Annotated in this window: 20 protein-coding genes and 2 pseudogenes; 15 read left to right on the top strand and 7 right to left on the bottom strand. The window is 57.0% G+C overall.

Annotation, left to right across the window (positions count from 1 at the left end):
* Genes ABJO75_RS07790 through ABJO75_RS07810 form a run of 5 tightly spaced genes read left to right on the top strand, consistent with a single transcriptional unit; the run spans window position 1 to window position 4,491 of the window.
* Complete coding sequence (locus ABJO75_RS07790) at window positions 1-1,332, top strand: nitrous oxide reductase family maturation protein NosD (protein ID WP_348124469.1); 1,332 nt, start codon at window positions 1-3, stop codon at window positions 1,330-1,332.
* Complete coding sequence (locus tag ABJO75_RS07795) at window positions 1,298-2,194, top strand: ABC transporter ATP-binding protein (protein WP_348124471.1); 897 nt, start codon at window positions 1,298-1,300, stop codon at window positions 2,192-2,194. The genes ABJO75_RS07790 and ABJO75_RS07795 overlap by 35 nt, the downstream gene beginning before the upstream one ends.
* The gene (locus ABJO75_RS07800) at window positions 2,191-3,015 is read left to right on the top strand and encodes an ABC transporter permease subunit (protein ID WP_348124473.1); all 825 of its coding nucleotides are present in this window, start codon (window positions 2,191-2,193) and stop codon (window positions 3,013-3,015) included. Before ABJO75_RS07795 ends, ABJO75_RS07800 begins: the two co-directional genes overlap by 4 nt.
* A complete protein-coding gene (locus ABJO75_RS07805) occupies window positions 3,012-3,578 on the top strand; it encodes a nitrous oxide reductase accessory protein NosL (protein WP_348124475.1) in 567 nt (188 codons plus the stop codon). The genes ABJO75_RS07800 and ABJO75_RS07805 overlap by 4 nt, the downstream gene beginning before the upstream one ends.
* A gap of 4 nt (window positions 3,579-3,582) precedes the next feature.
* Window positions 3,583-4,491: an FAD:protein FMN transferase gene (locus ABJO75_RS07810; RefSeq protein WP_348124477.1), complete on the top strand. Its 909-nt coding sequence runs from the start codon at window positions 3,583-3,585 to the stop codon at window positions 4,489-4,491.
* Window positions 4,492-5,231: 740 nt separating this feature from the next.
* On the opposite strand, the gene ABJO75_RS07815 is transcribed toward ABJO75_RS07810, so the two are convergent.
* Complete coding sequence (locus ABJO75_RS07815; protein ID WP_348124479.1) at window positions 5,232-6,119, bottom strand: cation diffusion facilitator family transporter; 888 nt, start codon at window positions 6,117-6,119, stop codon at window positions 5,232-5,234.
* Window positions 6,120-6,194: 75 nt separating this feature from the next.
* Here ABJO75_RS07815 and ABJO75_RS07820 point away from each other — a divergent pair, with 75 nt between their 5' ends.
* Window positions 6,195-6,674 carry a helix-turn-helix domain-containing protein gene (locus ABJO75_RS07820; protein WP_348124481.1) on the top strand — a complete coding sequence of 160 codons (480 nt, stop codon included), beginning with the start codon at window positions 6,195-6,197 and terminating at the stop codon, window positions 6,672-6,674.
* A 210-nt stretch (window positions 6,675-6,884) separates the two neighbouring features.
* On the opposite strand, the gene ABJO75_RS07825 is transcribed toward ABJO75_RS07820, so the two are convergent.
* A complete protein-coding gene (locus tag ABJO75_RS07825; protein WP_348124522.1) occupies window positions 6,885-7,235 on the bottom strand; it encodes a cyclic nucleotide-binding domain-containing protein in 351 nt (116 codons plus the stop codon).
* Between the two features lie 71 nt (window positions 7,236-7,306).
* Here ABJO75_RS07825 and ABJO75_RS07830 point away from each other — a divergent pair, with 71 nt between their 5' ends.
* The gene (locus ABJO75_RS07830; protein WP_348124483.1) at window positions 7,307-7,894 is read left to right on the top strand and encodes a hypothetical protein; all 588 of its coding nucleotides are present in this window, start codon (window positions 7,307-7,309) and stop codon (window positions 7,892-7,894) included.
* A 68-nt stretch (window positions 7,895-7,962) separates the two neighbouring features.
* Window positions 7,963-8,274 carry a hypothetical protein gene (locus ABJO75_RS07835; RefSeq protein ID WP_348124485.1) on the top strand — a complete coding sequence of 104 codons (312 nt, stop codon included), beginning with the start codon at window positions 7,963-7,965 and terminating at the stop codon, window positions 8,272-8,274.
* 373 nt (window positions 8,275-8,647) lie between these two features.
* On the opposite strand, the gene ABJO75_RS07840 is transcribed toward ABJO75_RS07835, so the two are convergent.
* The 3 genes and pseudogenes from ABJO75_RS07840 to ABJO75_RS07850 form a co-directional block, all read right to left on the bottom strand.
* Window positions 8,648-8,950: a metal-sensitive transcriptional regulator gene (locus ABJO75_RS07840; protein ID WP_348124487.1), complete on the bottom strand. Its 303-nt coding sequence runs from the start codon at window positions 8,948-8,950 to the stop codon at window positions 8,648-8,650.
* A gap of 215 nt (window positions 8,951-9,165) precedes the next feature.
* A pseudogene (locus tag ABJO75_RS07845) lies at window positions 9,166-9,348 on the bottom strand (IS6 family transposase); the annotation flags it as partial.
* 125 nt (window positions 9,349-9,473) lie between these two features.
* Window positions 9,474-9,992 carry a MarR family winged helix-turn-helix transcriptional regulator gene (locus ABJO75_RS07850; RefSeq protein ID WP_348124489.1) on the bottom strand — a complete coding sequence of 173 codons (519 nt, stop codon included), beginning with the start codon at window positions 9,990-9,992 and terminating at the stop codon, window positions 9,474-9,476.
* A 110-nt stretch (window positions 9,993-10,102) separates the two neighbouring features.
* Here ABJO75_RS07850 and ABJO75_RS07855 point away from each other — a divergent pair, with 110 nt between their 5' ends.
* The 7 genes and pseudogenes from ABJO75_RS07855 to ABJO75_RS07885 all read left to right on the top strand — a co-directional run.
* On the top strand, window positions 10,103-12,172 hold the full coding sequence (locus ABJO75_RS07855; RefSeq protein ID WP_348124491.1) for a hydantoinase/oxoprolinase family protein: 2,070 nt from the start codon (window positions 10,103-10,105) through the stop codon (window positions 12,170-12,172).
* Window position 12,173: 1 nt separating this feature from the next.
* On the top strand, window positions 12,174-13,934 hold the full coding sequence (locus tag ABJO75_RS07860; protein WP_348124493.1) for a hydantoinase B/oxoprolinase family protein: 1,761 nt from the start codon (window positions 12,174-12,176) through the stop codon (window positions 13,932-13,934).
* A gap of 56 nt (window positions 13,935-13,990) precedes the next feature.
* Window positions 13,991-15,097 carry a sugar ABC transporter substrate-binding protein gene (locus ABJO75_RS07865; protein WP_348124495.1) on the top strand — a complete coding sequence of 369 codons (1,107 nt, stop codon included), beginning with the start codon at window positions 13,991-13,993 and terminating at the stop codon, window positions 15,095-15,097.
* On the top strand, window positions 15,079-16,632 hold the full coding sequence (locus tag ABJO75_RS07870) for a sugar ABC transporter ATP-binding protein (RefSeq protein WP_348124497.1): 1,554 nt from the start codon (window positions 15,079-15,081) through the stop codon (window positions 16,630-16,632). The genes ABJO75_RS07865 and ABJO75_RS07870 overlap by 19 nt, the downstream gene beginning before the upstream one ends.
* Window positions 16,619-17,581, top strand: a complete 963-nt coding sequence (locus tag ABJO75_RS07875) for an ABC transporter permease (protein WP_348124499.1) — start codon at window positions 16,619-16,621, stop codon at window positions 17,579-17,581. The genes ABJO75_RS07870 and ABJO75_RS07875 overlap by 14 nt, the downstream gene beginning before the upstream one ends.
* Entirely contained in the window at window positions 17,578-18,822 is a 1,245-nt protein-coding gene (locus ABJO75_RS07880) for a Zn-dependent hydrolase (RefSeq protein ID WP_348124501.1), read from the top strand. Before ABJO75_RS07875 ends, ABJO75_RS07880 begins: the two co-directional genes overlap by 4 nt.
* A gap of 99 nt (window positions 18,823-18,921) precedes the next feature.
* Window positions 18,922-19,407 (top strand): annotated as a pseudogene (locus ABJO75_RS07885) (transposase); the annotation flags it as partial.
* A 124-nt stretch (window positions 19,408-19,531) separates the two neighbouring features.
* Here ABJO75_RS07885 and ABJO75_RS07890 read toward each other — a convergent pair.
* Together ABJO75_RS07890 and ABJO75_RS07895 are read right to left on the bottom strand one after the other, a co-directional pair.
* On the bottom strand, window positions 19,532-19,879 hold the full coding sequence (locus tag ABJO75_RS07890; protein WP_348124503.1) for a transposase: 348 nt from the start codon (window positions 19,877-19,879) through the stop codon (window positions 19,532-19,534).
* Window positions 19,880-20,063: 184 nt separating this feature from the next.
* Window positions 20,064-20,828, bottom strand: coding sequence for an SDR family oxidoreductase (locus ABJO75_RS07895; RefSeq protein ID WP_348124505.1), 765 nt, complete (start codon window positions 20,826-20,828; stop codon window positions 20,064-20,066).
* Between the last annotated feature and the right edge of the window lie 4 nt (window positions 20,829-20,832).

The raw sequence follows: 20,832 nt of genomic DNA on the forward strand, positions 1-20,832 counted from the left end.
ATGATGCGCGTCCTGACCGTCATGCTGTCGATTCTGGTTGCACTGCCCCTTTGGGCAGCCGAGCGGCAGGTGGCAGCTGGGCAGGGCGCGCTTGCCACAGCCATCGCCGATGCCAATCCCGGCGATGTGCTTGTTCTGCAACCGGGTCTGCACGCAGGCTCGGTTGTCATTGACCGTCCACTAACATTGACTGGCAGCCATGAAGCCGTGATCGACGGGCAGGGCGTTGGCACAGTCATTAGCATTGACGCCCCAGATGTCACGATATCAAACCTCACCGTGACCGGATCAGGCCTAAACAGCCAAGATACGGATGCTGGAGTTAAGATCCTCAGAAATGCTGACCGCGCGGTTATCAACAATAACCAAGTGTTGGGCAACTTGCATGGCGTGGATGTTCACGGAGGCCATGATGCCCAAGTGCGCAACAATACGATCAAAGGCACACAGCAGCCACGGATGAATGACCGGGGCAACGGGATTTATGTTTGGAATTCACCCGGCACTATCGTCGAAGGCAACACGGTCCGTTGGGGTCGTGATGGTATATTCTCCAATACATCTCGCAAAGGGATTTACCGCAATAACGTGTTCCGCGACCTGCGTTTTGCCGTGCACTACATGTATACGAACGACTCCGAAGTTTCCGGCAATGTGTCGATTGGAAACCATCTTGGTTACGCCATTATGTTCTCCAACAAGGTCGTCATCAAAGATAACCTGAGCCTTTCCGACCGCAGTCACGGTGTCATGCTGAACTTTGCCAATAACGCAGATGTTTCGGGTAATCTGGTGCGCGGCGGAGCGGATCGGTGTACGTTCATCTATAATGCGCACAAGAACTTGATTTATGGCAACCGCTTTGAAGGTTGCAATATCGGCATTCATTTCACTGCGGGTTCTGAGCGCAATGTGCTGACAGGAAACGCGTTTCTGGGAAACCGGACGCAGGTAAAATATGTAGGCACGCGCGACGTTGAATGGAGCTTTGAAGGTCGGGGCAATTACTGGTCTGATCATGCAAGTTTTGATCTGGATGGTGACGGCATCGCCGACAGCCCGTTTCGCCCCAACGACCTGATGGATCACATCCTTTGGTCCCAGCCGGCAGCCGCCCTTTTGACCGGAGCGCCTGTGGTGCAGATGATCCGATGGGGACAATCCAGTTTTCCCGCCACGCTGCCCGGTGGCGTCTTGGACAGTGCGCCGCTGATGACCGCGCCCACTGTGGAAGTCCCAAAGAAGTACCTCGCAATGGAGGCAGACGTGGCCAAGCGTTGGATTGAAAGAGAAGCAGATGACTTCGACCTTAACGATCTCTCGTCTCACTAAGGCGTTTGGCGGGGTTAAGGCCCTGTCTGATGTGTCCTTGGATGTGGCCCCCGGTGAGAGGGTGGCGCTGCTTGGCCATAATGGCGCAGGAAAGTCGACATTGATGAAGATTATTCTGGGCTTGGTCGCAGTCGATAGCGGCGCGCTTTCAGTCTGTGGCTCAGCCCCTGGGGATCCCGCGGCACGCGCTAAGGTCGCATATCTGCCGGAAAATGCCACCTTCCATTCCGCCGTGACCGGATTGGAGCACATCTCTTTTTACCTGCGCTTGCGCGGTCAGCTTACTTCGGGGGCGATGTCACTGCTCGACAGGGTCGGTTTGGCAGATGCGGCCAAGCGACGGATCGGCACCTATTCCAAAGGCATGCGGCAGCGGGTCGGGTTGGCGCAAGCGCTGATCGGGCATCCCAGCCTCTTGGTGCTGGACGAACCCACCAGCGGTCTGGATCCCGTTTCGCGGCGCGACTTTTACGAACTTTTGGACGGGCTGGCCGCTGAGGGCGCAGCGATCTTGCTGTCCAGCCACGCCCTAACCGAGGTCGAGGCACGCACCGACCGACTGTTGATCTTGTCAGGTGGCAGAATTGTTGCCGAAGGGTCGCTGCACGATCTGCGCCGTAAGGCCGCCTTACCCGTTTCGATCCACATCACCGCGATCAATGGCTACGATACCGAGATCCTCGCGGCCTTACCCAATGCCATTCAGGTGGATGGCAACCTTCATGTCACCTGCGCACAGGATCAAAAACTCCAAACGCTCGCCCATGTTGCGGGGCTGAAAGGCAAGGTGGCAGATATCGACGTTATCCCGCCTAGCCTTGAGGACATCTATAGTCATTTCAGCCGGAGGGACGGCCAATGATCGCCCGAATTTTTGCCGCTGCCGTCTACGAATCCCATATAGCGCGACGCAACCGCTGGGTTCTGATCGCGGTGGTTCTGATGGTGGTTTTTTCGTTGGTCTTATCGGCGGTTGGATCCGCCCCAAGTGGGGGACTAGGGGCGGACCGTCTTTCCATTACGGTGGCGTCTCTCACTTCGCTTTCGGTTTATCTGGTGCCCTTGGTGGCATTGCTAATGTCCTTCGACGCCGTCGCAGGTGAGGTTGAACGCGGCACATTGCCTTTGCTGCTTACCTATCCCGTCGCACGTTGGGAGATTATCGCGGGCAAGCTCCTTGCACACACAGGCATTCTGGTCATCGCTTTGGTTGCAGGTTACGGCGCAGCGGCATTGGTTGCGGTCCCAACCGATCCTACTTCAATTTCGGGGGCCGGCGCGTTGTGGCGGTTGACATGGACTTCGATCCTCTTGGGAGCCACTTTTTTGGGTATCGGTTATGCGCTGTCATCGCTGTCGCGCCGTACGTCTGGTGCGGCGGGGCTGGCAATCGGGCTCTGGCTAGGCCTGGTCGTGCTTTACGATCTGGCCCTTTTGGCTGCTGTGGTAGCCGATGACGGTGGCACATTCACGACGCAAGTGTTCCCAGCCGCACTACTTGCCAATCCTGCGGATGCCTTCCGTCTGTTCAACCTGACTGCCTCACAGGCCACAGCGGTGTCGTCGGGCATTGGGGGAGCTGCGGCGTCTATCGCGCTTTGGCAATCGCTTTTGTCAATTCTGGTCTGGCCAATCGTGGCTCTTGGTCTTGCTACGCTGGCGTTCAGAAAGGTTGAACCATGATCCGTTTGTTGAGCATCCTCGCCCTTTTAACGCTGAGCGGCTGCAAAGAGGAATTAGCTCAGGATACGACCCCTCTTCCGCTTAGCGTCGAAGCGGTCGGGCATTTCTGTCAGATGAGCGTCTTTGAGCATGACGGCCCCAAAGCTCAAGCACACCTGGGCGGGCTTACACAAATGCCGCTGTTTTTCAGTCAGGTGCGCGACGTTGTTGCCTACACCCGGTTGCCCGAACAGACCCATGAGGTTCTGGCGATCTGGGTCAATGATATGGGCGCGCAAGGGGTCACATGGTCTGACCCCGGCACCACAAACTGGATCGCTGCCGACGCCGCGCATTTTGTTGTGGGTAGCCGCGTCTTAGGCGGGATGGGCACCCCTGAAATTGTGCCCTTTGCGGATGTCACAAAGGCAAATTCGTTTGCCGTGAAGAATGGCGGGCAGGTGATGCGACTGGCGCAGATACCCGACGCGGCGGTGCTGGCTCCTGTTATTGTTGACGGCGACAGCGATGACGCAGATTTCGAAGAACGCTTGCGCAAACTGGCGCGCACATCAGGAGATTGATCCCATGATAAACCGTCGTCGTTTTCTCACCATCAGTGCCGCTGCCCTCGCGTTTCCGTATGAGAGCGTGGCTGAGCCTCTATATACTTGGCGGGGCATCGCTCTGGGCGCGCGCGCAACGTTGAGATTGGCGCACCCTGACGCCAAAGCCATCAGCAAAAGAATTGCGGTTGAGATTTCTCGGCTTGAAGACATCTTTAGCCTGTACCGCCCCAACAGCAGTCTGATGCAATTGAACGGCGCAGGCCGGTTGGATTTTCCGCCTTTTGAACTGCTCGAATGTCTTTCAATCGCAGGGGCCGTACATCGTGTCAGCGAAGGGAGATTTGACCCAACGATCCAGCCACTTTGGGCCTGTTACGCCGAGGCCTCCGCGTTAGGTATGTTACCCGAAAAAAGTGAGATCAACCGAGCCTACCTGAAAACCGGATGGGAGAGGGTGCGCATCGGTACATCTGCTATCATACTTGATCCAGAAATGGCACTCACCCTCAATGGGATCGCACAGGGCTATATCGCGGATCGTGTGGCCGAAATGCTGATGGATGAAGGCCTAACAAACGTTCTGATTGATACAGGCGAATTTCGCGCACTTGGGATTCATCCATCGGGACGTGCCTGGCCCGTCACCTTAGCCGCAGGCGGCGAAGTCACCCTTGACGCACGAGCACTTGCCACTTCCGCGCCTCTTGGCACAACCTTCGATGAACACGCGCGGGTCGGGCATATTATTGATCCTCGTACCGGACAACCAACGCAAAGCAATTGGCGCGAGATATCTGTGTCCGCTACTTCAGCTGCTGTTGCGGATGCGCTCTCGACCGCAGCATGTCTGCTCGAGACCAGAGGCGAAATCGATACGTTCGTTGTGCAGTTTCAGGGCGCGCAAGTGGAAGATGCAACTGCCGCTTAACTCTTGCATCCTCAGGTGGACAAGCACCTTGCCTGCAAATGCAGACTGGGTAACATCCTCATCTAAACGGCTGCCGTCAGCCTTTGATCCAGAGTGCAAGACGGTCCCGAAGAAGAACGGTTGAATGCTCTTCCATTCGTTTGCGATCTGGGCGCGCCTGGACAACACTCGCAAGATCGTCGGTTCCGAGACAAAAATCATAAACAAAATCATCGCAGAAAATCGGGCAACAGAACGTAGAGCAAAACACCACGATTGATCGCATGCGTGATTTAACATGTCATCAGTGTAAGAAGTTGGCAACTGCGCCACACTTTGCTGAGCTCTCGAAGAAACTTAGAAAATTCAATGAATTGGGTTTCAATTTCCTCCGGAGCGGGCTTCCTTGATGACTTCTTCGATGAAAGAAATGCACTACCGAACACAAAATGCTGCATATGAGAGAGAATGCTGCGTCAGCAATAGCCGCATATGCACAAGTCGGCTTTGCCCGCATCTTACCGGTTCGTGGGCGGCGCAGCGAGCGATCAGTCTTTTGACACCAGCTGTTCGTTGTCAGCGGGGCGAAGGCCTAGCCAGAACTCAGTTTTGGCCGATGCTGCGCGATGCACCAATGTCGGCTTCGTACTTTTACGGTCGATCTGGCGCGAGGCGGTTCGGGGCAGCACAAACAAAGACAGAAAGATCAACACTGGTCAATTGCCTGGCTCTCCCTGATGCCCCCGGCCATCAAAGTCAGACTATTCATCACAGGCGTGGCGAGCGCATTCCAGTTCCAGCGTCGTGTGTTCGATGTCGAAGCGTTCGGAGAGCATCGTCTTGATCATGTCCTTTATCGCGTCGGCGTTGGCCCATTGGCCTTCCGCAATGACGACACGGGCATCGAGGGCCGCACGATTTTCGTCCATCTGCCAGAAATGCGCGTGATGGACGCCCGTCACACCCTTTGCCCCGCGCACGGCATCAAATACCTCGCCCGTTTCGATCTCGGGCGGAGAGCCGAGCATCAGAATGCGGATCACGGGTCCGATTTCACGAAACGATTGCCACAGGATGTAGCCTGCGATCATCACGGTGACGATGGGGTCGATCAGCCGCCAATCGTAAAGCAGAATAAGTGTGCCCGCGACGATCACGGCGATTGAGCCAAGCGCGTCAGCAACATTATGAAGAAATGCCGCGCGGATGTTCACGCTGGACTTGGACATGGTGTAGGTCAGCGCAGCCGTCACCGCATCAACAATAAGCGCGATTGCCGCGATGATGACGACCAGCCATCCTTCGATATCCTTTGGGTCGGCAAAGCGCATCGCGGCTTCGAAGAGCAGGTACAAGCCGATCACGATCAGCGTCGTGTAGTTGATGAGTGCGGCCACGACCTCGACCCGGCCATAGCCGAAAGTCATGTCGGCATCACGGGGTCGCCGCGCGATCTTGCGGGCGCCGAAAGCGATGATCAGCGATATCGCGTCCGAGAAGTTGTGCAGTGCGTCCGCGATCAGAGCGAGAGAGCCGGAGATAATGCCTCCTACAATCTGCGCGACCGTCAGACCCATATTTACTGCAACGGCAGCGACGACACGTCGATCCCCTGCGTCCGGATCGACGTGATGATGGCCTTTGCCCAAACGTGCGGCTCCTTTCGATTCGAGTCTTTTTCAGATACATACGATCTACAGCGACTGTAGGTTCAAGAGGCAAGCATGAAAGAATACTCCATCGGGCAGATGTCGCGCCGGACAGGCGTGAAGGTGACGACGATCCGCTATTACGAAAGTCGTGATTTGATCCCGCAACCTGCTCGGACCGCCGGGGGCCAGCGACGTTACAACGAAGCCGCCCTCGAACGGCTGGCCTTCCTTCGTCACGCGCGGGAACTTGGCTTCGGACTGGATGACATTGGCGACCTGATGGTTTTGGCGGAGGCCCCAGCGAAGGACTGTGCCCCTGCGCATGAGATTGCGCGAAAGCAGCTTGCTGCGGTAGACAGACGTATGGCCATCCTCTCACGACTTCGGGAAGAGCTGGCGCGGCTGACTGATGCAGATGATCCCGGGAAAGCTGGAGAGTGCCGAGTCATTCAGGTTCTTGGGGATCATCGTCTTTGCATCGGTGCGCATAATGCGTCTGGAAACGGCGCAGACGCTCTTGATCAGTACATCAAGGGGCCGATGATTAAGTAATGTGCCATAAATCAGCCGTTTTTGCTGCTGGCGGCAACAGGTCGTTCAGCCCCGCCTCCGTGCAAGCTCGCGGTAAAGCGCAGGTGGCGATACGCCGATCTGTTCCGCCACACTGATCCAATCGCCCTTGGACGGCTCACCAGGAAAATCCAGCCATGCGTCCGACCGTTCTGCGACCCGGCGCAGTCGCAGGATGTTAACTCGCGCCCGCTACGTCTGCACGTCCTTTGCGTGGCTCTCTATCAGACTCAGCGCAATATCAGGGCAGATCCGAATGGCGTTCAAGAATACTGTGCGGGGTAGGGTGGCAACTTCGGCGTCTGTACGCGCAACTGCGTCACATTGATAGGTCGGGGCAAACAACGACGCTTCGGCCAAACCCATGTTGGCGGTTGCCGTATGCAGTGTCAGTGGCACACCATCTGTCATAGGGTGTGCCAGCGCGACGACACCGGATCGGACCAGATAGATGAATTGAACGCGATTCTCTTGCCGGAACACCGCTGTATCTTTTGCAATCTTGCGGATGGGTGCGTCTTTTAAAAATATATCCAGCCACACATAAGAGAGATCATACGTCAATAGATGTGCGTCCGATAGGTTGAGGGTGTAACTTTGAAGGGCTGTCAAAGATGCGAACCAGGATATTACTCAGCGCAACGGCTTTGATTGGTGGCGCTACACTCGCCGTTGCGCAGACAAGCCATACCGGACACAGCAGCGGTTGGGACCATTCAGCGCATGGGCAGGTTCAGGCAACGATTGGAAACGAACTGATGGAACCCGGCCAAGGCGCTTTTGCCGCTCTCTCGGAAGTCGTGCGCGTATTGGGGGCCGACCCCGAAACGGATTGGTCCCCAGTCGATCTGACTGGTCTCCGGGCGCATTTGGTTGACATGGATCGGCTGATCTCGGACGCGGTCGCCAAAGAAACGAGCCGGCCGAGTGGCGTCTTAGCCACAGCCACCGGTGATGCAGAAATCATCGCCACACTCCGGCGGATGGTGCCTGCCCATGCAGCACAGCTCGCCCGCGATGTTCGCTGGACGGTTACGGCGTCAGAGACAGAAGAAGGTGTCGCTTTGCGTTTGACCAGCGACACCCCTGCCGTTGTCGCACGTATCAAAGGACTTGGATTCTATGGATTGATGGCGAGCCAGGATCATCACCGCGCACATCATTTGATGATGGCGCTTGGTCAGGATGCGCACGGTCACTGATCGACAGCGCCAGCAAGTAACAAACCTGCGACTTGAAAACCCATGTATACCCCATATAGGTATAACGCATGCCTTTGGTTCGTTTTCTACTGGTCGTCGTTTTGACTTTTACCGCATCGTTCTCCGGGGCGATGGAAGCTGGTCACATGCCAGCATCGGCTCACGGTCATGCGCCGACTGAAACGATAGTTGATGACCAACCTATCTGTTGTCAGGACAGCACCGAACGCACTCACTCCTGCCATGCCTTTCCCGCTCTCCTTCCAGCAGCATCAGGTGACAATGCGCCTGCACCGGGCGAGGAGGTGCTCCGTGTATCCGGTCTTCTTCTGAACGGTTTTGAACCGTCCGGACTTCTCGATCCTCCCCGCGCAATGTGATGCCTGCTGTGCCTCTAATCGGTGCAGCAATCAGATCTGCAATCACATGAAAGCGGGCATTGCCCGTGCGCTTATCTATTGAGAGGAAACCTCAATGAAACCAATCAAAATCCTGATGGCCTCCACACCCGCTGTCACCTTGGCCCTTGGCATGGCATCTTTTGGATGGGCTGGCATAGCCCATGCTGACAACCAATTCACCCATGGCTGATCACGGCAACATGTATGTCACTAAAAGCCCGACTTGTGGTTGCTGCGGCGCATGGGTCGCGATGGCCCGAGAGACATGGGATATTCGACATATCAGTCGGCTGGATGCTGGCAAATCCCGCGCCGGGATTGTGGAGGCCGTTCTGTCTCGCCATTTACGCTGTTATTTTGATGCTTTTTGCAAAAGCCGGATCAGCTCAACGAACTTTGCCCGCTGTTCCACTGGATCACCGCTCTGGATCGCCGTCTCGACACAATGCGCGGCGTGATTCTCCAAAATGAGCTTTTCAACACCCAGAATCGCGGACCGGATCGCCGCTGTTTGAGTCAGAATATCCATACAATACCGGTCAGACGCAACCATGCCCGCAACGCCGCGCACTTGCCCTTCCAGCCGTGAAAGGCGGTCTAGTGTTTTCTCTTTATCCGCTTTCAAGGGCAGCTCTCCGTATTTGTTCGGATCCAAAGGATGACTTTCTCCTTTATACCCCACACGGGTATAAAGGAGAAACAGACAATGGCAGACTCCGGGGATACTACAAGGTATGCGCGCTGGGCGCATCAAGGTCGTCAGGTGACAAACTCCAGGGGCTATGCCCAGTTCTTGCGATGACCGGCACCTCGACGATCGGGCATTGCCAACTTGTCCTCGCGTGATTGAGAAGAGCGACCCTAGGCTTCTCAAGTGGCCATTTCCGCTGCGTGGATATTCCAGAGTTCGAAGGCATGGGCCCTGGCGTGGCGGTAAGAGATTGTTGAGATCTGATAGCTTCGGGGGCGGAAGATCGTGTTTGCCCGATTGTGAGCGGCGAGAAATCTCTGTTCCTGTCGGGGCGATTTCAACCGGCTCATCACTTTCTCGCGCCCGCTGCCCGCCAGAGCCAGTATTTTCGGCCGTTGATCGGGACGACGTCTCCGTCCGAATGACGGTTGTACCGGGATACTCCACTGATGGGATGTCGGATCAATCGGGGCTGGTGAACAGCTTCTCAGGTAGTTCTATTTTCGCTCCTTTTTCGGTGCTGCAGCGTATCTTCCATCGTTTTGGTCTGCAGGAGTTTTGAGCCTGCTGCGATCTTGCGGGCGAGTTGGAAAAATGTCTCGCGTTCCTCATCGTTCAGGGGTGCGAACAACTCTTCTTGCCGCAGGACGGATACCGCCCGAATTTCGGTAAGCAGTTCCTTGCCAGTTTCCGTCGCAAACAGCTTTTTCTCCCGGCCATCCGCCGCCGATGTCTTTTGCTCAATGAGTCCGCGCGCTTCGAGCAAGGATGCTGCGCGACTGATCGAGTTCTGGGGGCGTGGAAACAAGTGCCTGATTTCCTTTGCCCGAATGCCAGGGAACATGACGATGGCGAATAAGGCCGACCACGCCTGAACAGGCATCTCGTACGTTCGTTCGATAAATTTGTTCGTGACCGCGTTGTTGCCCAGCACGATGTAGCTGATCAGCATGAGATACCGCAGGTCCGACTCAAAAATTACATCCAGCTTTTCTTGCTCATTCATTAATCGTTTCCTCGCATAGTTTGGCTGGCGCGCGATGACGCGACAGAAAATTCTTGCCATATACATCCATTTGGATCAATATTTTCGTAACAACGAAGGAGAGAGTTAGGATGATCGTACTGGGCGTTGATGTTGGCGGCACCTTTACCGACCTGATCCTTGCTGATTTGGAAAAGCAGGAACTGACGGTCCACAAGACGTCTTCGACTCCGGCAAATCCGGCAATCGGGGTGGTCAACGGGTTGAAGGCGATCTGCGAAAAGGCGGGCATCAGGGCATCCGATATCAATTCCCTGTTTCATGGCACAACTGTTGGAACAAATGCCATGCTTGAGCATGACGGCGCGGTCACCGGCATGATCACCAACGAAGGCTTCCGCGATGTTCTGCACATCGGCCGTCATCAGCGCCCGCAGCATTATTCGATCATGCAGGACCTGCCATGGCAGAACCGTCCACTTATCAAGCGTCGGTACCGGCATACCGTTGCGGGGCGGTTGGATGCCACGGGTCAGGAACTGACCCCACTGGACGAAGATGCCCTGCGCCAGGCTGCTCGCACGCTGGCCGCTGAGAAGGTAGAAGCGGTGCTGGTTGGGTTTCTGTTTTCCTATGTGAATCCAATGCATGAACGACGTGCTGCGGAAATTCTACGTGATGAAATGCCCGATGTCTTTGTGACGACGTCCTCGGACGTTGCCCCGCAGTTCCGCGAATTCGAACGCTTTACGACGGGCGCCATGTCGGCGTTTATCGGCCCCAAGGTCCGCCGCTATATCACCCAACTTCAGGACGAATTGAGCGTTCAGGGGCTAAAGGGTGAGCTACATGTCATGACATCATCAGGCGGCGTCGCGACCCCTAAGATGATTGCAGAAAAACCGGCATCCACGCTTTTGTCAGGTTTGGTAGCGGGCGTACGGGGCGGTGCCTGGATAGGCAGCCATATCGGTGCCGATCGCCTGATCACTCTCGATATCGGCGGCACGAGTGCGGATATAGGTATCGTGCTTGATGGTCGACTGACGGAAGCAGATGCGCGCTCTGCATCGATTGCGGGTTTCCCAGTTATGCTGCCGATGATTGATATTCACACGATCGGGGCAGGTGGCGGTTCGATCGCCTATATCGACCGTGGCGGTGCGTTCCACGTGGGTCCCGAAAGCGCCGGTGCCGATCCGGGCCCGGCCGCATATGGTCGAGGCGGTGACCGCCCAACGGTGACGGATGCGAACCTCGTCCTCGGCCGTCTTGCACCACAGAATTTTCTTGGCGGCGACATGACGCTTGATGCCGACGCCGCGCGCCAGGTCATCACGGGACTGGCTGATGAATTGGGCCGCACACCGGAAGAGACCGCCGAAGGGGCGCTAACCGTGCTGAATTCAAACATGGCGAACGCGATCCGCTCGCGGACTGTGCAAAAGGGCATCGACCCACGCGAATTCACGCTGAGCGGTTTTGGCGGGGCGGGACCACTGCATGCGGCTGAAGTGGCCGGGATGCTTGGCGTACGCCGCGTGCTGATCCCGCCACATCCCGGCATCACCTCTGCGCTCGGGTTGCTGACGGCGGACCTTGAGTATCATGCGCTCCGCACGGCCTTCTCTGTGAAGGGAAGCGTGGACCACGCCCGTCTGACGGGGCTGTTTGATGGAATGGAAGCCGAGTTGAACGATATTTTTGAGCGCGATGGGGTACCCACGCCCAAACGGCGGATGCTGCGCGAGGGGGATCTGCGCTATGTCGGGCAAGGCTATGAATTGAAGATCGACTTCCCTGATGGTCGGTTGGACGAGTCAGCGCTGGAAAAGGTCTGGCAAGACTTTCATGATCGCCACCGTGCAGAGTATGGCCATGCATTCGAGGCGTCCCCAATCGAGATCGTGACCGTCAAGGTCCGTGGGTTGGGCGAAGTGGACAAACTCGGCGCACCCCCGCTGGCATCGGGTACGGGCAGGGCGGAGCCTGTCGGGGAGGGCAGTTGCGTGTTCCGCGTAGACGATACGCTTGAGACCTACGAGACCCCCTATTTCGACCGCGCATCCCTACCAACAGGTCAGACGATGACCGGTCCGGCAATCTTGCTTCAGACTGACAGCACCACCGTGGTTCCACCGGGATGGAGCTATGTGGTGGACAAGTTTGCAAACGTTCTGATGACCCGCGAGGAGGTTTGAGATGCAGACCAGAGTTGATCCGTTTCTCGCTGCCGTGATCCACGGTGCGCTTGAAAATATCGCCATCGAAATGGGCCACAAATTAATGCGCATGAGCTATTCGAGCATCATCCGCGAAAGTGAGGATTTTGGCGCGGCGCTGACCGACGCCATGGGACGACAATTGTGTGAATGCACCATGTCCACGCCGCTGCAATCGGGGCCGATCCCCGGCTACATCGACGGTATCCTGCACGAGTTGGAACGGCGCGGAGACACCATCAAGCCGGGCGATGTGTTCATGCACAATGATGCCTATGCGGGTGCGTCGCACGGGCCAGATGTTGGCTTTGTTGTCCCGATCTTTCATCAGGACGTGCTGGCGGGCTTTTCGGTGACAACAGCACACCATCTCGACATTGGGGCGTTGACGCCCGGCAGTTGTGGGATCGTTGATGCCGTTGATGCCTATGCCGAAGGCCTGCAATTTAAGGCAGTGCGCGTCTATGACGAAGGCAAGAAGGTCGAGCCGGTCTGGCAAATCCTGCGCAGCAATATCCGCATCGCGGATCTGGTCGTTGGCGACATGGAAGCGCAGGTCGCGGCCGCGCGGATCGGAGCCGACCGGTTTGCTGTGTTGTTGGACCAGTACGGACTGGACACAGTGACGGGCGCCTACGAAGACCTCTTGGATTATTCCGAAAAGATGATGCGCGATGCAATCGCGGCGATCCCTGACGGGGAGTATCAGGCGCTCACTCACATCGACGGTTATCTCGATAGTGACGATCCTGCGCTTAAGGAATTGCCGATCGCGGTCAAGCTCACGATCACGGGGTCAGATATTCACGTCGACCTAACTGGCACCGCGCCGCAGACGCCGAACAAACCCATCAACATGCCGTTGGTCGGGACGGTGGATTGTGCTGTTTGGCTGACGCTTCGGTCGATCTTGTTGGACAGTGACAAATTCGGGGCGATCCCGCAAAATTCCGGGCTGACACGGCCCATCACGATCTTTGCACCCAAAGGGTGCCTCGCTAATCCGATCTTTCCGGCCCCGGTAATCGCACGGTTCTGTCCGGGTAACGCCGTTGCAGATACGGTGATGAAAGCCATCGCGCCCGCTGTGCCGCAACAGATCAGTGCAGGTATCGGAAACCTTCGTGTCATGGCGTTTTCCGGAGCGAATGATGCGGGTCCATGGGTGCATATGGAGATCATGGAAGGCGCCTATGGCGGTCGGTATGGCAAGGACGGGATGGATGCGGTGGATACGCTTTACGCAAATACGCGCAACAACCCCGTTGAGGATATCGAAAGTCATTTGCCGCTTCGCGTACTGAACTACGAGTTGCGTGAAGACGTTGCGGGGCCGGGCCAATGGCGTGGCGGGATCGGGTCTATTCGTTCATTTGAGTTATTGGAAGATGGGGCGGTGTCCGTCGAAGGTGATGGCCAGCGTTTTAGCCCGTGGGGATTTGCCGGGGGAGCGGACGGCTCACCCGCCAACGTCGACCTGATCCGTGCCACCGGGCAGATCGAGGCGCTGCCATCAAAGATACCCTATCGCCAACTGAACAAGGGCGATCGCATTACCGCCTACGGCCCCTGCGGTGGCGGTTATGGCAACCCGATGAAACGGGAACCCCAGGATGTTCTGGAGGATGTGCTGGACGAGCTGATCGACGATCAGGCCGCAAGGGAGAAATATGGCGTTGTGATCCGCAATGGCGACGAGGTGGATGTTTCCGCGACCGAAAAACTGCGCACCGCCGGATAAGAGCGGGCGTTAAGCCGAAACACAAAAAACTAAACCAACGAGAGGGAAACAAGAGAATGACACTGACATTCAAGAATGCCGCCGTGATTCCGGCGCTGCTACTGGCGTCGAGCTTGCCAGCCTTGGCGCAGGATGGCGTCGCCAATGCAGAAGCCAATATAGCAGCCTATTCTGGTATCCCTGAATTTGTGGCTCCGGGCGTGCCGTTTGATGCCCAGGCGTGCATGGCGGACAAATCGATTCTGACGATCCCGGCGTCTAGCGCCATTCCTTTCATCAAAGTCATCGCCGATCACAAGGACAAGCTGGCCGAGGAATTGGGGTTCAAACATGCGCAGTGGGAAAACCAGGGTAACCCCACGCAGTGGATCCAGGGCATGGAATACGCCGCCAACAACGGGTTCGAAGTGATTTCGCTTTTGGCAGGAGCAGACCCGCGGTTCTTTGAACCTCAGGTCAAGGCGGCTCAGGAAAAGGGTGTCAAGGTTGTGACATCGCACCTGACGGGACTTGAACTGGACGCACCTGCCGGCGTGGATTCCAATACCGCCATCGATTACAAACAGGCAGGCAAGCTCATGGCGGACTGGACCATCGCGCAGACGGGTGGCAAGACGAACGCGCTGATCCTTGTGTCGAACGAGGCGCTTTCGACCAACAGCCTGACCGATGGTCTGACCGAAGCGTTTGAGGCGAATTGCCCGGATTGCCAGTACGAAATCGTCAACGTCCCGATTGTTGATTGGGCGACCAAGATTCAGCCGACGGTGCAGGGGAAATTGCAGGCAAATGCAGATCTCAACTATGTGATTCCGATCTACGACAGCATGTCTACCTTTGTAACGCCCGCCATCGCCATTGCGGGCAAGCGCGACAGCGTCAAGGTCGCCACATTCAACGGTACACCTTTCGTGCTGGACCTGATCCGTGATGGCATGGTCGAAATGGACATCGGTGAAAATCTGGATTGGATAGCACATGCGATGCTAGACGCCGAAATGCGGCTTCTATGCGATCAAGACCCGATCACCGACAGCAAGGTGCCGCTGCGGGTCTTTACTGCGGACAACATTGATGAGGTCGGCAACCCGGCAGATTCTGCAATGGGGTACGGTGACGCCTATGTCCAAGGCTATCGTGACCTGTGGATGATGAACAAGTGACGCTGGCGCACGCCCCACGCCTTGAACTTCGGGGCGTGACCAAGTCGTTCGAAGGCGTCCACGCGCTAAATGACGTGGCCCTTTCGATCCAGCCGGGTGAGGTCCTCGGGTTGCTCGGTGCGAATGGGTCCGGGAAATCTACACTAATAAAGGTTCTCTCGGGCTTTCACGCGCCCGATGCCGGATCGCTCGAAATTGACGGGCGACCCGTCGCCTTGCCGATGCCATTAGGGCAGAGTGAGGCACATGGCCTTGCGTTCGTACATCAGAACCTTGGACTGCTGTATGAAGCGAGCGTTCTTGAAAACCTGATCGCGGGGGATCACGAGCGACTGAACCCTTGGCGGATCAATTGGCGTGCAGAAGCCGAGCGCGCCCGCGTGCTGCTCGACGAATATCAACTTGATCTGAAGCCAGACCAGATCGTCGCGGACCTTTCGCCGGTTCAACGTGCGCTGCTTGCCATTGTTCGCGCTGCCGACCGGGTACGCGAGCATCGGTATTACGGGGCGCCGGGCATTCTGGTGTTGGACGAGCCGACCCCATTTCTGCCGCAAGAAGATGTTGCCAAGCTGTTTGCGATCATGCGGCAGCTAAGGGACAGCGGCGTGGCGATCATCTTTGTCAGCCACGACATCGACGAGGTGCTGGAGGTGACCGATCGGTCAACCGTTCTGCGCGATGGAAAGGTGATCGGTACCTATGCCACGGCAGGTATGGATCGCGAAACACTTGTGCAAGCCATCGTTGGCAGGGTCGTGTCGGGTGATCGAAGGGTCTCTGCATTACCTGACGCGCAGCCTATCGCGACGATCAAGGGACTGACCGGCAAGATCCTCAAAGATGTTGCGCTTTCAGTGCGCCCCGGCGAAATACTGGGCCTGACGGGGTTGATTGGTTCAGGGCATGACGAAGTCCCGACGCTGCTGTCGGGCGCCGGGCAGGCAGTGTCGGGTAATTTGATGCTGGATGGCCGCCCCCTTGATCCGAGTGATTGGCGTCCGGTGGATGCAATCGCAGCGCGGGTCGTTTTCATTCCGGCCGACCGACAGCGGTTAGGTATCGCGCCCGACCTTACGCTTACGGAAAACGCCATGCTGCCAGTGCTAGGGCACGGCGTGTGGTTGAACCACGCAGAGCTTCGCCGCACCACCGCTGCTCTCATGAAACGGTTCACTGTGAAGGCCGATAAACCCGATCAAGCCGCTTCCGAGCTGTCGGGAGGGAACCAACAAAAACTGGTCTTGGGCAAATGGTTACAACTCGGTCCGTTGCTGGTTCTGCTCGATGAGCCGACACAAGGCATCGATGTAGGTGCGCGGCAGGAAATTTATAATCGCCTCGCCGAAGTCTGCTCACGTGGTGGCGCTGTGATTTGCGCCACGTCGGAATTTGAACAATTGGAGAGCATCGCGCACCGGGTTCTGGTGTTTGACCGTGGCCGGATCAAGGCCGAATTAAAGGGTGACGACGTGACAAAGGCATCGATCGCACAGGCTTGCTATGAAGGAGCGCAGACTTATGCGGCAGAGTAATTTCACATATCAGCTGGAACGGTTTGGACTGCTGATTGTTTGGCTGGCGTTTATCGCCTTGTTCGGCGTCCTGAGGCCTGACACTTTTCTGACCTGGTCGAACTTCTCAACCATTTTCGGGTCAGAGGCCGTGCTGGTGATCGTGACGCTGGGATTGATCATCCCGCTGACAGCAGGCGATTTCGATCTTTCCATCGCGCAAGTTCTGACGCTGGTATCGATGACCACCGCTATTCTGGACGCAAGGCTGGATGTGCCGCTACTGTTGGTGATCCCCATCGCGGTAGCTCTCGGTGCGCTGATCGGATTGATCAACGGAGCGATCACATTATTCTTTCGCGTGCATTCTCTGATTGTCACGCTGGGGGTTGGAACGTTTTTGCATGGGATCACGCTCTGGATTGGCAATTCTCAGACAATATCTGGCGTGTCTCCGATGCTGATGGAATGGGTCATTATCCAGAGGATATGGGGCATCCCCATCGCATTTTATTATGCCATGATTTTGGCGGTTCTGATCTGGTATATGCTTAGCTACACAGCCTTTGGCCAACATTTGCTGTTCACAGGGCGTGGCCGTGAAGTGGGTCGGCTGACTGGTATCGCCGTTGGGCGTGTGCGGCTGACGGCCTTCGTGCTGTCGGGGGGCATGGGGGCGATTGCCGGCGTTCTCTATACCGGGACAACCGGATCGGCGAACCCAAGCTCTGGCACATCTCTTTTGCTTCCGGCTTTTGCGGCGGCTTTTCTTGGGGCGACCTGCATCAAACCTGGTCGGTTCAATCCATGGGGATCGGTCATTGCCGTTTATTTCTTGGTAACTGGCATCAACGGTCTGTCAGTGCTGGGCTTTCGCACATTCGTGCAGGATTTGTTTTATGGGGGTGCATTGGTACTTGCGGTTATGGTGTCACAACTGGTGTCGGGTCGTAAGGAGCGCGGGCTATGAACCGTCAGAACGCCATCGGTATTGATGCCGACCGCTTGTGGTCACGGCACATGGAACTTGCACGCATTGGTGCCATCGAAGAAACCGGCAATTGTCGACTGTCCTTGTCAGATGAGGACGCAGAGGCGCGAGATCTGTTTGCAGGATGGTGCCGGGCCGCTGGAATGACCCTGCATAGCGACCGGGCGGGTAACATGTTCGCAGTTCGGCGGGGACGCGACTCGGCACGCCCAATCGTGGCGGCAGGCAGTCATTTAGATACACAACCACATGGCGGACGGTTTGACGGGATATCGGGCGTGCTGGCCGCACTTGAGGTGGTCGAGGCACTTAACGATGCTGGGGTGGAAACCGAGGCCTCTCTGGCCGTGGTGAACTGGACGAACGAGGAGGGAGTGCGTTTTGCGCCGGGCTTGCTCGGCTCAAATTGGTACATGGGCGCCATTGACGATGCTGCGTTGGACGGCATCCGCTCATCAGACGGGGCACGCTTTGCGGACGAGGTCGAACGGATTGGTTGGCGTGGCGAAACGCGACCCGAAGATTTGCCGCTGGACTCGTTTTTCGAACTACACATTGAACAAGGTCCGATCCTTGAAGCGGCGGAGGTGCAAGTTGGCGTCGTGACATCCGTGCAAGGTCTGTGCTGGCTGGACGTAACGGTGACGGGCATGGATGGACATGCGGGTACGACACCGCTGGATGCTCGTCAGGACGCACTTCTGGCGGCGGCTGCGATGCTAGTCAGGATCAACGAAGCAGGACGCGACGAAGGTGAGGACGCGCGGGTCAGCGTCGGTCGGTTCATCCCTGCCACGGATGGGCCAAGCACGATCGTTGGCGCGCTGGATTTCGTGATCGACATTCGTCATCCGGACGAGACGACACTGCTTCGATTGGAAAATCGCTGTGCTGAACTCTGTATCGACATCGCTCAACGTTATAGCTGCAAGATCAAAGTTACGCGCCGGCTCGCTTTGCCGCCGCGCAAGTTCGATGCAGAGTGCATCGCGGCAGTGCAGAGTGCTGCTGACGATCTGGGTTACTCCAACCAGAAGATTGCCAGTGGCGCGTTGCATGATGCGTCGAATATTGCGGTTCGGGTGCCAACAACTATGATTTTTGTGCCCTGCCGCGACGGGATTAGCCACAACGTCACGGAGTATGCGGCGCCTGAGGATTTGGCGGCAGGATGCGATGTGCTGTTGCACGCGATGTTGGCTCGGGCCGGGCGGGTGTAGATCAAGTGAGCCCTCGCCAACTTGTACAGGCTGTAGGCTTTTCTGCGTAAGGGCTAAGGAGGGGTTCATCTCGTGAATCCAGCATGGTAGCTGCTCTGCATGAGCAGCCCTATCCATCCAAGATACAAGAACAACAATTGGCCGACCTACAACGAGACGCTGAAGCAACGCGGCTCCCTGAACATTTGGTTCGATCCGGAAATGGCTTGAGTGCCGCCATCGACTTGCAAACGAGTGCGGCAACCACAGCATAGTTATTCCGCGATAGACTTGCCTCAAGATGAAGGGGCTCTTAGGCATGGCCCTCAGGCTGACAATAGTGTTCGTAGGGAGCCTGATCGGCCTCGGCTTGGCGGTGCCGAATTTCAGCACGCTGAACCGGCGCCAGAAAACCTTGGCCGCGAATATTCCCTACATGGGTTCGCAGGGACCGCTAAACCTGCTGATCCCCTCTCGTGACATTGCTTCGCAAAGCACTGCCGGGCAGTGGACAGCATCGGCATCAAGGATGACGGCGAAGGTGAATGGGGCGACCGTAAGCATGGTGGCCGCAAACGCTGTCAATGGCGCAAGATCCACATCGGAGCAGGCGAACTTGCCGCTGACATGATCGAGACTGCGGTGTAGCTTGCGCCAGTAATGCCGTTTGCGCTTGGTCTCATGTTTTTCCTCTAGCATTTCGCCCGCACCGTGGATCTTCAATCCGGTGCTATTTGTTACCGGGCAAGCGATGCTGGCATCGCTGAGAGGGTGAGGCCAACTGGATTTCCGCTTGGCCGTTGGCATGCGCCTGAACGCACGATGTCAGGCCGTTGCCATGGCGCGACAAGATGGAGAAACTGGACACCGCGATTTCGACCCCCAGTCGCTTGGCAATCGAACATATCAAGCCTTGAGTCTGGCGCAACGGCTGCCGGAACACCATGCCCAGGGTCAAGCAGGTCTCAATCGCCAGAGCTGAATAGACAGGCTGTCCACCCGGCTTCGTCCTGCGCGGTGCCGACCACAAAGCGGTGTCTCGTCGCAAATCCAACCCGTCAGGTCTCTTCGCCGCCATAAGCCTTCGTTGTATTCGGCTCAGTCCGTCACTCGATGCTTCTGCTTGGCGATCTTGTCACGGCGATCAGCGTTGAGCCTGTGCGGTATATACAGCATCCTGAACGGAGAAGACCGCACTCGATATCGGCTGAGCGAAGCCTCAAGCAACAAGGCTGCAGTATCGACGTCCTAGGTGAAAACGACTAACCCCGTATCACGTAGCCGCCATCGACGGGGATCGCTGTCCCGGTGACAAAGCGCGCGGCGGGTGAGGCGAGAAATAGCACGGTGCCGGCCATTTCCTCTGGCTTTCCCCATCGACCCAGTGGGGTACGGCTGGTGACGCGTTCGTCGAGGTCGGGGATGTCCTTCCGTGCCTGACGGGTCAGGGGGGTGTCGATCCAGCCCGGCAGGATCGCATTGGCGCGGATGCCGTCCGGCGCCCACGACACCGCAAGACTGCGGGTGAATTGTACCACGCCGCCCTTGGCCGCGGCATAAGCGCTGCTTGCCTCGTTCGCCAGCACTGACATCATTGACCCCACAGTGATTATGCGACCGTCGCCGGAATCTTTCAGCATCGGATACAGGGCGCGTGAGGTCAGAAAGACACTTTTGAGGTTTGCGTCTAGGACGGCCTCCCAGTCGTCGAGCGTCAGGTCTTGTGGCGCCATCCGGCGGTTGGTACCGGCGGCGCAAACCAGCGTGTCCAATCCGCCAAGTTCTTGCCTGATGAATTGTTCCATTACCGCGGCGTCTGCCTCTGATCCGGCATCGCCTTGGACGAAATGTACCTCGCCGTGGGGTTGAAGATGCGTGAGTGCCTCCGCCCCGCGAGTAGCAGAGCGACCCGTGACGACAACCCGCGCACCTGCCTGTAGAAACGCTTGCGCAATGGCGAGACCGATCCCGCTGGTTCCCCCGGTCACGACAACGCGGCGGCCGGTCAGATCAAAGAAATTCTCCATATTG

Origin of the sequence: Sedimentitalea sp., assembly GCF_039973035.1 — a bacterium.
Classification (GTDB): Bacteria; Pseudomonadota; Alphaproteobacteria; order Rhodobacterales; family Rhodobacteraceae; genus Sedimentitalea.

What these genes read in the sequence shown, in the direction of transcription:
- ABJO75_RS07790 (WP_348124469.1), top strand. Translation starts at nt 1, where the DNA reads ATGATGCGCGTCCTGACCGTCATGCTGTCGATTCTGGTTGCACTGCCC.
- ABJO75_RS07795 (WP_348124471.1), top strand. Translation starts at nt 1,298, where the DNA reads ATGACTTCGACCTTAACGATCTCTCGTCTCACTAAGGCGTTTGGCGGG.
- ABJO75_RS07800 (WP_348124473.1), top strand. Translation starts at nt 2,191, where the DNA reads ATGATCGCCCGAATTTTTGCCGCTGCCGTCTACGAATCCCATATAGCG.
- ABJO75_RS07805 (WP_348124475.1), top strand. Translation starts at nt 3,012, where the DNA reads ATGATCCGTTTGTTGAGCATCCTCGCCCTTTTAACGCTGAGCGGCTGC.
- ABJO75_RS07810 (WP_348124477.1), top strand. Translation starts at nt 3,583, where the DNA reads ATGATAAACCGTCGTCGTTTTCTCACCATCAGTGCCGCTGCCCTCGCG.
- ABJO75_RS07820 (WP_348124481.1), top strand. Translation starts at nt 6,195, where the DNA reads ATGAAAGAATACTCCATCGGGCAGATGTCGCGCCGGACAGGCGTGAAG.
- ABJO75_RS07830 (WP_348124483.1), top strand. Translation starts at nt 7,307, where the DNA reads ATGCGAACCAGGATATTACTCAGCGCAACGGCTTTGATTGGTGGCGCT.
- ABJO75_RS07835 (WP_348124485.1), top strand. Translation starts at nt 7,963, where the DNA reads ATGCCTTTGGTTCGTTTTCTACTGGTCGTCGTTTTGACTTTTACCGCA.
- ABJO75_RS07850 (WP_348124489.1), bottom strand. Translation starts at nt 9,992, where the DNA reads ATGAATGAGCAAGAAAAGCTGGATGTAATTTTTGAGTCGGACCTGCGG.
- ABJO75_RS07855 (WP_348124491.1), top strand. Translation starts at nt 10,103, where the DNA reads ATGATCGTACTGGGCGTTGATGTTGGCGGCACCTTTACCGACCTGATC.
- ABJO75_RS07860 (WP_348124493.1), top strand. Translation starts at nt 12,174, where the DNA reads ATGCAGACCAGAGTTGATCCGTTTCTCGCTGCCGTGATCCACGGTGCG.
- ABJO75_RS07865 (WP_348124495.1), top strand. Translation starts at nt 13,991, where the DNA reads ATGACACTGACATTCAAGAATGCCGCCGTGATTCCGGCGCTGCTACTG.
- ABJO75_RS07875 (WP_348124499.1), top strand. Translation starts at nt 16,619, where the DNA reads ATGCGGCAGAGTAATTTCACATATCAGCTGGAACGGTTTGGACTGCTG.
- ABJO75_RS07880 (WP_348124501.1), top strand. Translation starts at nt 17,578, where the DNA reads ATGAACCGTCAGAACGCCATCGGTATTGATGCCGACCGCTTGTGGTCA.
- ABJO75_RS07890 (WP_348124503.1), bottom strand. Translation starts at nt 19,879, where the DNA reads ATGGCGGCGAAGAGACCTGACGGGTTGGATTTGCGACGAGACACCGCT.
- ABJO75_RS07895 (WP_348124505.1), bottom strand. Translation starts at nt 20,828, where the DNA reads ATGGAGAATTTCTTTGATCTGACCGGCCGCCGCGTTGTCGTGACCGGG.